The 9,073-nt window shown below is 74.3% G+C and carries 10 protein-coding genes; all 10 read left to right on the top strand.

The window, feature by feature from the left end:
- On the top strand, positions 1-634 hold a 634-nt coding region (locus tag BM414_RS26105; RefSeq protein ID WP_245785005.1), incomplete at its 5' end, for a methyl-accepting chemotaxis protein.
- Between the two features lie 164 nt (positions 635-798).
- Positions 799-3,174, top strand: a complete 2,376-nt coding sequence (locus BM414_RS26100; protein ID WP_093584425.1) for a chemotaxis protein CheA — start codon at positions 799-801, stop codon at positions 3,172-3,174.
- 1 nt (position 3,175) lies between these two features.
- Positions 3,176-3,628 carry a chemotaxis protein CheW gene (locus tag BM414_RS26095; protein WP_175551820.1) on the top strand — a complete coding sequence of 151 codons (453 nt, stop codon included), beginning with the start codon at positions 3,176-3,178 and terminating at the stop codon, positions 3,626-3,628.
- 245 nt (positions 3,629-3,873) lie between these two features.
- The gene (locus BM414_RS26090) at positions 3,874-4,767 is read left to right on the top strand and encodes a hypothetical protein (protein ID WP_093584424.1); all 894 of its coding nucleotides are present in this window, start codon (positions 3,874-3,876) and stop codon (positions 4,765-4,767) included.
- 483 nt (positions 4,768-5,250) lie between these two features.
- Positions 5,251-6,369, top strand: a complete 1,119-nt coding sequence (locus BM414_RS26085) for a protein-glutamate methylesterase/protein-glutamine glutaminase (RefSeq protein ID WP_093584423.1) — start codon at positions 5,251-5,253, stop codon at positions 6,367-6,369.
- Positions 6,366-7,190 (top strand): CheR family methyltransferase, encoded by an 825-nt coding sequence (locus BM414_RS26080; RefSeq protein WP_093584422.1) that lies wholly within the window; start codon positions 6,366-6,368, stop codon positions 7,188-7,190. Before BM414_RS26085 ends, BM414_RS26080 begins: the two co-directional genes overlap by 4 nt.
- Complete coding sequence (locus tag BM414_RS26075; RefSeq protein WP_245785004.1) at positions 7,187-7,576, top strand: response regulator; 390 nt, start codon at positions 7,187-7,189, stop codon at positions 7,574-7,576. Before BM414_RS26080 ends, BM414_RS26075 begins: the two co-directional genes overlap by 4 nt.
- On the top strand, positions 7,573-8,097 hold the full coding sequence (locus tag BM414_RS26070) for a chemotaxis protein CheX (RefSeq protein ID WP_093584415.1): 525 nt from the start codon (positions 7,573-7,575) through the stop codon (positions 8,095-8,097). Before BM414_RS26075 ends, BM414_RS26070 begins: the two co-directional genes overlap by 4 nt.
- Complete coding sequence (locus tag BM414_RS26065) at positions 8,094-8,456, top strand: response regulator (protein ID WP_093584413.1); 363 nt, start codon at positions 8,094-8,096, stop codon at positions 8,454-8,456. Before BM414_RS26070 ends, BM414_RS26065 begins: the two co-directional genes overlap by 4 nt.
- Complete coding sequence (locus BM414_RS26060) at positions 8,453-8,944, top strand: hypothetical protein (RefSeq protein WP_093584411.1); 492 nt, start codon at positions 8,453-8,455, stop codon at positions 8,942-8,944. The genes BM414_RS26065 and BM414_RS26060 overlap by 4 nt, the downstream gene beginning before the upstream one ends.
- Positions 8,945-9,073 lie beyond the last annotated feature (129 nt).

Here is a 9,073-nt window from a genome sequence, read left to right as displayed (position 1 = left end):
CGGCGCCGAGCAGATGGGCGCCTCCATCCGGGAGATCGCCACCAACGCCGCCGAGGCCTCCGCGGTGGCCGCGCGGGCGGTGACCGCGGCGGAGACGACGACGGCGACGGTGGCGAAGCTGGGTGAGAGCTCGGCCGAGATCGGCAACGTCGTCAAGGTGATCACCTCGATCGCCGAGCAGACGAACCTGCTGGCGCTCAACGCCACCATCGAGGCCGCGCGGGCCGGGGAGGCGGGCAAGGGCTTCGCGGTGGTGGCCAACGAGGTCAAGGAGCTGGCGCAGGAGACGGCCAAGGCGACCGAGGACATCGCCCGCCGGGTGGAGGCGATCCAGGGGGACACCACCGCCGCGGTGGGCGCGATCGGTGAGATCTCCTCGATCGTCGCCCAGATCTCCGACCGCCAGACCACCATCGCCTCCGCGGTGGAGGAGCAGACGGCGACGACGAACGAGATGTCGCGGTCGGTGGCCGAGGCCGCCCAGGGCTCCGGGCAGATCGCCGACAACATCACCGGTGTCTCCTCCGCCGCGGACTCCACCACGCAGGCGCTGAGCCAGACCCGGGTCGCCGTCGACGAGCTCTCGCGCATGGCCGCCGACCTGCGCACCAGCGTCGCCCGCTTCACCTACTGAGCATCGCTCCGCCCCGGAGCCGGCCGACGGTCGGCTCCGGGGCGGGGGCTGCCGATGACAGACACCGACGACGGCCGCAGCCCGGGTTCGCCTTGAGTCCGACCGGTGCGGCGTCGAACACCCAGCGGGACGACCCGCACCAGACAGTGAGAGAGAAGGCACCGGTGGACGGTCTGGACGACATCGTCGAGGAGTTCCTCGTCGAGAGCCACGAGAACCTCGACCAGCTCGACACGGACCTGGTGGCGCTGGAGCAGGAGCCCGACTCCCGCGAGCGGCTCTCGAGCATCTTCCGCACCATCCACACGATCAAGGGGACCAGCGGCTTCCTGGCCTTCGGCCGGCTGGAGGAGGTCACCCACGTCGGGGAGAACATGCTCTCCCGGCTGCGGGACGGCGTCCTGGACCTGACCCCCGAGCGCACCAGCGTGCTGCTGCGGATGGTCGACACGGTCCGCTCGCTGCTCGCCTCGATCGAGGCCACCGGCGGCGAGGGCGGCGTGGACGTCTCCGCCGTCGTCGCCGAGATCAGCGCGGCCATGGAGGACCGCTCGGTCCCGGCCGCGGTCCCCTCCCCCGCGCCGGCCGCCGCGCCGGCCGCCCAGGACGTCGTCGAGGCTCCCGTGGCCGAGCCGGTCGCCGAGCCGGTCGCCGAGCCCGTCGCCGCCGAGCCCGTCGCCGCCGCGGCCGTCGTCGAGGCAGCCGAGGCCGTGGTCGAGGCCGTGGTCGAGGCCGCTGCCGAGACGGTGCAGGAGGAGGTGCACGAGGAGCACGCCGACGAGGCCCACGACGAGCACGCCGGCGCCGCGCGCCCCGAGGGTCAGGGCGGCCAGCAGGGCCGCCGCGCCGTCGCCGACTCGACCATCCGCGTCGACGTCGACCTGCTCGACTCGCTGATGCTGCTGGTCGGTGAGCTGGTGCTGACCCGCAACCAGATCGTCCAGTACGTCGGCCGTTCCACCGACACCGACCTGGTGCGCGCCTCGCAGCGGCTCAACCTCATCGCCAGCGAGCTGCAGGAGGGCGTCATGAAGACGCGCATGCAGCCGATCGACCACATCTGGTCCAAGCTCCCCCGCGTCGTCCGCGACCTCGGCCTGCAGTGCGGCAAGACCGTGCGCCTGGAGATGGAGGGCAAGGACACCGAGCTCGACAAGACGCTGCTCGAGGCGGTGAAGGACCCGCTGACCCACCTGGTCCGCAACTCCGTCGACCACGGCATCGAGTCCCCCGACCGCCGCCGCGCCGCGGGCAAGCGGGCCGAGGGCGTGCTCACCCTGCGCGCCAAGCACGAGAGCGGTCAGGTCGTCGTCGAGGTCGCCGACGACGGCGCCGGCATCGACCCGTCGAGGATCGGCGCGAAGGCCGTCGAGCGCGGCCTGGTCACCGCCGACCAGCTCTCCCGCATGGGCCCGCAGGACGTCCTGCAGCTGATCTTCCTACCCGGCTTCTCGACGGCCGCCGCCGTCACCAACGTCTCCGGCCGCGGCGTCGGCATGGACGTCGTCAAGACCAACATCGAGTCCATCGGCGGCACGATCGAGGTCGAGTCCGAGCCCGGCCGCGGCACCGTCTGCCGGCTGCGCATCCCGCTGACCCTGGCGATCGTCCCCGCGCTGACCGTCGAGTGCGCCGGCGACCGCTACGCCATCCCGCAGATCAGCCTGCAGGAGCTGGTCAGCCTCGACGCCGAGAAGGCCGCCAACGCCGTCGAGGAGGTCGGCGGCGCCCCGGTCTACCGGCTGCGCGGCGAGCTGCTCCCCCTGGTGCGGCTCACCGACGTCCTCGGCCTGACCTCCGACCGGCACGACGGCCACGTGGTCATCGCCGTGCTGCGCTCGGAGGGCCGGCGCTTCGGCCTCGTCGTCGACCGCGTCATTAACACCGAGGAGATCGTGGTCAAGGCCGTCGGCGGCCAGCTCAAGGCGATCGGCCTGTACTCGGGCGCGACCGTCCTCGGCGACGGCGCCGTGGCGCTCATCCTCGACGTGCAGGCCCTGGCCCGCCGCGCCCTGCGCACCGAGACCGCCGAGCGGCAGGAGGCCCGCGAGGCCGCGGCGCGCACCGTCGCCGCCGAGACCGGGCGGCAGCGGATGCTGCTGGCCGCGATCGGCGAGGGCCGGCGCGTGGCGATCCCGCTGGACACCGTGACCCGCCTCGAGCAGGTGCGCACCGACTCCGTCGAGCGGGTCGGCAACCGCGAGGTCGTGCAGTACCGCGGCGCGATCCTGCCGATCGTCCGGCTCGACCGGCACCTGGGCGCCTACGGCACCAGCGACCGCGAGGTGCTCGAGGTCATCGTCTACAGCGACCACGGCCGCAGCGTCGCGATCGTCGTGGGGGAGATCCTCGACATCGTCGACGGCGGGGCCGCCGTCCGCAGCGACATCGACGACCTCGGCCTGCTCGGCTCCGCCGTCCTCGGCGACAAGGTGACCGAGCTGCTCGACGTCCGCGCCGCCATCCTCGCGGCCGACCCGGCGTTCTACACGGCGCCCGTCCCCACCCCCTCTTCTACTGCCGCCCTGCTGGAGGTCTGACGTGACGACCCCGACCGACACCCCCACCCGGGCCACCAGCGGCCAGCTGGCGACCTTCCGGCTCGACGGCGACCTGTACGGCGTCGAGGTGGAGCACGTGCAGGAGGTGCTGCGCAGCCAGGTCCTGACCCGGGTGCCGCTGGCGCCGCCGGCCGTCGCCGGGCTGATCAACCTGCGCGGCCAGGTGGTCACCGCCATCGAGCTGCGCGAGCGGCTCGGTCGCCCGCCGCGGCCGGCCGGCACCGACGCCGTCGTCATCGTCGTGCGGCTGCACGGCGAGGCGGTGAGCCTGCTGGTGGACTCGATCGCCGACGTCGTCGACGTCGACGCGGCCGACTTCGAGGCCCCGCCGGACACCCTCGACGGCCAGGCCCGTGAGCTCATCCGCGGCGCCTACAAGCTCGACGGCACGCTGCTGCTGGCCCTCGACGTCCAGAAGGCCGTCGGCGCCTGACGCGCCTCCCCGGTCCCTCCTGCGGCCCCCGGACCGTCCCTCGCGGACGGGACGGGGGCCGTCGGCGTTCCTGGACGCATTCGTGTGACGCTGCGTGACCGGTCGGCTCCGCAAAGGGCAGTGACACGCGAACGTCACCCGATAGCGCTCCGTCCGTCGGGTGACCGTCCCGTGGCGGTCCGCCGCCTCCCCCGCCAGCATGGACGGGCCGCCTCGTCCCGGGCGGTGCCGTCGGAGGGGGAGACGTGCCGTACTCGCTGGTCAGTGCCGCGACGCTGGGGTTCGACCTCGTCCGCCTGCCCGCCGGCCGCGCGGTGGCCGACGTGCTGCTCACCGGGCTGACCGCCGGCCCCGCCGAGCTCACCGCGCTGGCCGCCGGCGCCCGCACGCGCGGCGCCGACCGCGAGCAGCGCACCGTCCTGGCCGTGCGCGCCCGCCGGGCGCGCGAGCTGGCCGCCGCGGTCGCGCAGCTGCGCTCGGTGTCGCCCGGCGCGGGGGAGGACCGCACCGCCGTCCTCGTCGCCCAGCTCGAGCGCGGCACCATCGGCAACGCCGCGTCCCTCGAGCGGCTGCTGCGCGAGGACGTCCTCGGTCCCGAGCACCGGCCCGCCGCGGAGGCCGACGACGACGTCCGCGAGCAGGCCGCCGAGGTGCTCGCCGACGCCGCGGTGGGGGAGTGGGCCGCCGACGTGCTGCCCCCGCTGGTGCACCGCGAGCTCGTGACCCCCTACGCCGCCGTCGTCCCCGACGCGGCCACCCGCGGCGCCGACGCCGACCTCGGCCCGGGCACACCCGAGCTGGCCTCGCTGCTGGCCACCTTCGCCGGCCTCGACGTCCGCGGCCGCGACCGCTGGCGGGGCGCCGTCGACGAGGGCCGGGCCGCCCAGCGCCCGTGGGCCACCGCGATGCACGAGGCGTCCTGGGCCGCCCACGTCTCCGGCCGCACCCGCACGCTGGCCACCGCCCAGCTGCTCGCCGTCCGCGCGTTCGCCGACGGCGGCTTCCACGCCTCCGACGGCGCCGCGGGCTCGTGGAACGCCCTCGCCGGCGTCGTGCAGGCGTTCACGATGGGCGACCTGCTCGACGGCAGTGCCCTCGGCGTCCTGCTCGCCCCCTGGCACCGCGTCACCGGCCGCTGACCACCCGCGGGCGCGCGTAGCGCCCGTTGGCTGTCGATCATCGGCTCGTTGCCGCCGACACGCGCGGACGCGCCGCTGCGAGCGGCAACGAGCCGCATCTCGACGCCCATGCCGCCGCCCGCGACGGCGCCCGGCCGGCTGCGTGCGCGCGACACGGCGTGACGCGCGGCCGCGGCGTGCACGCATCAGGTGATCGACACGCGTCCGCCCCGGTCAGCGCTGCACGGGCCCGGCCCGGCGCCCGCCGCACGGGTCGACATGTGCCCGCGGCCCCCGCGGTCACCGGACGTCCTGTAACGGTTGCGCGCTCCCGGTCAACACGACGGGTGGGACGGCCGACAACTCCTGGGACAGGCGAGACGGGTGGGAGACCCGGGGCCGTTCCGGATCAGGTCCCGGAGCTGACCTTGACACCTCCCGCCGCGCTGCCGAGACCTCGACGACGGCCCTCTCCGGCCGGTCGCCGCTGGAGCAGGAGGACGTGTGGACCCGATCCGGGTGCTGGTGGTCGACGACTCGGTCGTCGTGCGCAAGATCGTGACCGACGTGCTGTCCTCCGACCCGGCCATCGAGGTCGTCGGGACGGCGGTCAACGGCAAGCTCGCGCTGACCAAGCTCGACACGCTCAAGCCCGACCTGGTCACGATGGACATCGAGATGCCGGAGATGAACGGCATCGAGGCGGTGCGCGCCATCCGGGCCCGCCGCAACCGCGTGCCGATCGTCATGTTCAGCACGCTCACCGAGCGCGGCGCCTCGGCCACCCTCGACGCGCTGTCGTCCGGCGCCAACGACTACGTGACCAAGCCGGCCAACGTCGGCAGCGTCGCGCAGTCGATGGAGAGCGTGCGCGAGCAGCTCATCCCCAAGATCAAGGCCCTCACCGGCCGCCCGCTGGGCCTCGGCGCCGCTGCCGCGCGCCCGGCCGCCGCGCCCGTCGTGGCCCGCCCGCCGGCGCCGCGCAGCGCTCCGCACAAGGCCCCCGCGGTGCTGGTCATCGGCTCCTCGACCGGCGGCCCCGAGGCGCTGGCCAAGGTGCTGCCCGCGCTGCCGGCCACCCTGCCCGTGCCGGTCCTGCTCGTGCAGCACATGCCGCCGGTCTTCACCCGCCAGTTCGCCCAGCGGCTCGACCGCCTCAGCGCCCTGCGCGTGGTCGAGGCCGTCGACGGCTCGCCGCTGCAGCCCGGCACGGTGCACCTCGCCCCCGGCGACCACCACCTGACCGTGCGCGGCACCGGCCGCGGCGCGACGACGATGCTGTCGCAGGGCCCGCCGGAGAGCTTCTGCCGCCCCGCGGTCGACCCGCTGTTCCGCTCCGCGGTGACCGCCTACGACGGCGCCGTCCTCGCCGTGGTGCTGACCGGCATGGGCTCCGACGGCCGCAACGGCGCGAGCGTCATCCGCGACGCCGGCGGCACCGTCGTGGTCCAGGACCAGGCCACCTCGGTGGTGTGGGGCATGCCCGGCGCCGTCGCCTCCGCCGGCCTGGCCGACGAGGTCCTGCCCCTGGACCGCGTGGCCGAGGCCATCACCCGCCACCTCGCCCGCGCCCTCCCGCCGCAGCCCGCCCACCTGGCCCTCGCGACGGGAGCCCTCCGATGACCCTCACCGCCACCCGCTTCGACTGGGTGCGCCAGCTGGTGCACCGCGAGAGCGCGATCGTCCTGGCGCCGGGCAAGGAGTACCTGGTCGAGGCCCGGCTGCTGCCGCTGGCCCGCAAGATGGGCCTGAGCGACGTCGACCAGTACGTCGACAGCGTGCGCAGCCGCCCGCGGCCGGACGACACCCGCTCGATCGTCGAGGCGCTCACCACCAACGAGACCTCGTGGTTCCGCGACGGCGACCCGTTCACCACCCTGACCTCGACCGTGCTGCCCTCGCTGCTGTCCGCCCGCGGCCCCGCCGAGCGGCTGCAGATCTGGTCGGCGGCCTGCTCCAGCGGCCAGGAGGCCTACACGGTCGCCATGCTGCTCGAGGACGCGATGCCCAACGCCTCGGCGCGGGTCTCGATCACCGCCACCGACATCTCCCGGGAGATGGTGGAGCGCACCCGGGCCGGCCGGTTCAGCCAGCTCGAGGTCAACCGCGGCCTGCCCGCACCGATGCTGGTCCGCCACTTCCAGCGGGCCGGCAGTGAGTGGGAGGTCGCGCCCAACCTGCGCCGCATGGTCACCGCCCGCGAGTGCAACCTGGCCGCCCCGCTGCCGCGGATGGGCCCCTTCGACGTCGTGTACCTGCGCAACGTCCTCATCTACTTCGACCTGCCGACCAAGCAGGCGATCCTCCGCCGGGTGCGCGAGCTCCTGCGCCCCGACGGCTGGCTGTTCCTCGGTGCCGCCGAGACCACCCTCGGCGTCGACGACTCCTGGAGCCGGGTCGTCCTCGGCCGCAGCTCCGCCTACCGCCCGCTGAAGGGGGCATGACCGTGCGCGCTCTGGTGATCGACGACTCCCGCGCCATGCGGCGCATCGTGACCGGGACCCTCGAGGGGTTCGGCTACGAGACGCGACAGGCCGGGCACGGGCAGGAGGCGCTCGACGTCCTGCACGAGGGCTGGGTGCCCGACCTCTGCACGATCGACTGGAACATGCCGGTGATGGACGGCCTGCAGTTCGTCAACGCCGTCCGGTCGAACCCGGCCTGGCGGGCGGTGACGCTGATGATGGTCACCTCCGAGAGCGAGCACGGCCAGATCGTGCGCGCGCTGGCCGCCGGCGCCCACGAGTACGTGATCAAGCCGTTCACCGCCGACGCTCTCCGCGACAAGCTCGCGCTGCTCGGCCTGCTCCCGCAGGAGGTCTCCCTGTGACCGTCCCGACCGACAGCGGCGAGCGCCGCCGCGCCGGGGACCGCCCCCCGCTGGTCACCGAGCTGATCGACGGGGCGACGGTCCAGGAGATCACCGAGCAGGCCTGGCTGGCGCTCGTCGGCGAGGACGAGGTGCTCGTCCCGCTGCCGGCGCCGATGCCGGCCGACGCGCTGAGCTCCTGGGTCGAGATCGTCGGCCCCTGGACCGGCAGCGTCGTCCTGACCTGCGGCCGGGACACGGCGCTGGCGCTGACCCGCGCGCTGCTCCGCGAGCACGCCCCCGAGGTGCTCATCAAGGAGGAGGACGTCGACGACGCGCTGGGCGAGCTGGCCAACGTCGTCGGCGGCAACGTCAAGGCCGTCCTCCCCGGCCCGTCGGTCCTCGGCCTGCCCGAGACCGGTTCCACCCCACCCCCCGGCCGCGAGGCCGACACCTGCCGCGTCGACGTCCTGTGGCGCGGCGAGCCGCTGACCGTCTCCGTGCAGTCGCACGCCGAGCGAGAGAACGAGGTGCCCCTGTGAAGATCCTGGTCGCCGACGACAGCCGCGTGATGCGGCAGATCGTCATCCGCACCCTGCGGCAGGCCGGCTACGACGACCACGACATCGTCGAGGCCGAGGACGGCCGCGACGCCTACGACAAGGTCCGGAGCGAGAGCCCCGACCTGGTCCTGTCGGACTGGAACATGCCGAACATGACCGGCCTGGAGTGCCTGCAGGCGCTGCGTGGCTCGGGCTCGTCGGTCCCCTTCGGCTTCGTCACCTCCGAGGGCTCGGCGGAGATGCGGGAGAAGGCCGCCGACGCCGGCGCGCTGTTCCTCATCGCCAAGCCGTTCACCGCGGACACCTTCACCGAGCACCTCGAGGGGGTGCTGGCGTGACCGCCCCGCTGACCGTCCAGCTCCCGGACGCCAAGGCCGTCAAGGACATGCTGTCGGGCCTGGTCGGCAAGCCGGTCGCGGTGACGCCGGGTGCCCCGGTGACGCCGACCGAGAAGGACCCCGTCTCGGTCGCCGTCTACGTCAGCCCCTCGATGGCGGTCAACGCGCTGTGCGTCATGGACCTGCCGCTGTCGGCCTGGACCGGCGGCGCGCTGGCCCTGCTGCCCCCCGGTGGCGTCCAGGACGTCGTCGAGGAGGACGGCGAGCTCACCGCGATGCTCACCGAGGCCCTCCACGAGGTCGTCAACGTCCTCTCGGCGCTGTTCAACGTGCCGGGTGCCCCGCACTCGAAGCTGCACCAGCTGTACGCGCCGGGCGACGACCTGCCGGGTGACGTGGCCGGCATGCTCGCCGTCTTCAACCGGCTCGACCTCGCCGTCGAGGTCTCCGGCTACGGCAAGGGCCGGCTCTCGCTGGTCATCCCCTGACCGACGGGTCCTCCCCGGCCGCGAACCGGCCGGGGGACCCCCATCGGCTGCCCCAGGGCGGCGCCGGGACCACCGTCCCCGCCGCCCCGGGCGCACTCGGCCGTCGTCGCCGCGACGGGCAGACTCCGG

Origin of the sequence: Geodermatophilus amargosae (assembly GCF_900116515.1) — a bacterium.
Classification (GTDB): Bacteria; Actinomycetota; Actinomycetes; order Mycobacteriales; family Geodermatophilaceae; genus Geodermatophilus; species Geodermatophilus amargosae.
Note: the sequence above shows the minus strand (reverse complement) of the source record. Positions and strands in the feature narration are given on the sequence as shown.

Coding starts and splice junctions, on each gene's coding strand:
- BM414_RS26080 (WP_093584422.1), top strand. CDS start 6,366: ATGACCCTCACCGCCACCCGCTTCGACTGGGTGCGCCAGCTGGTGCAC.
- BM414_RS26075 (WP_245785004.1), top strand. CDS start 7,187: ATGACCGTGCGCGCTCTGGTGATCGACGACTCCCGCGCCATGCGGCGC.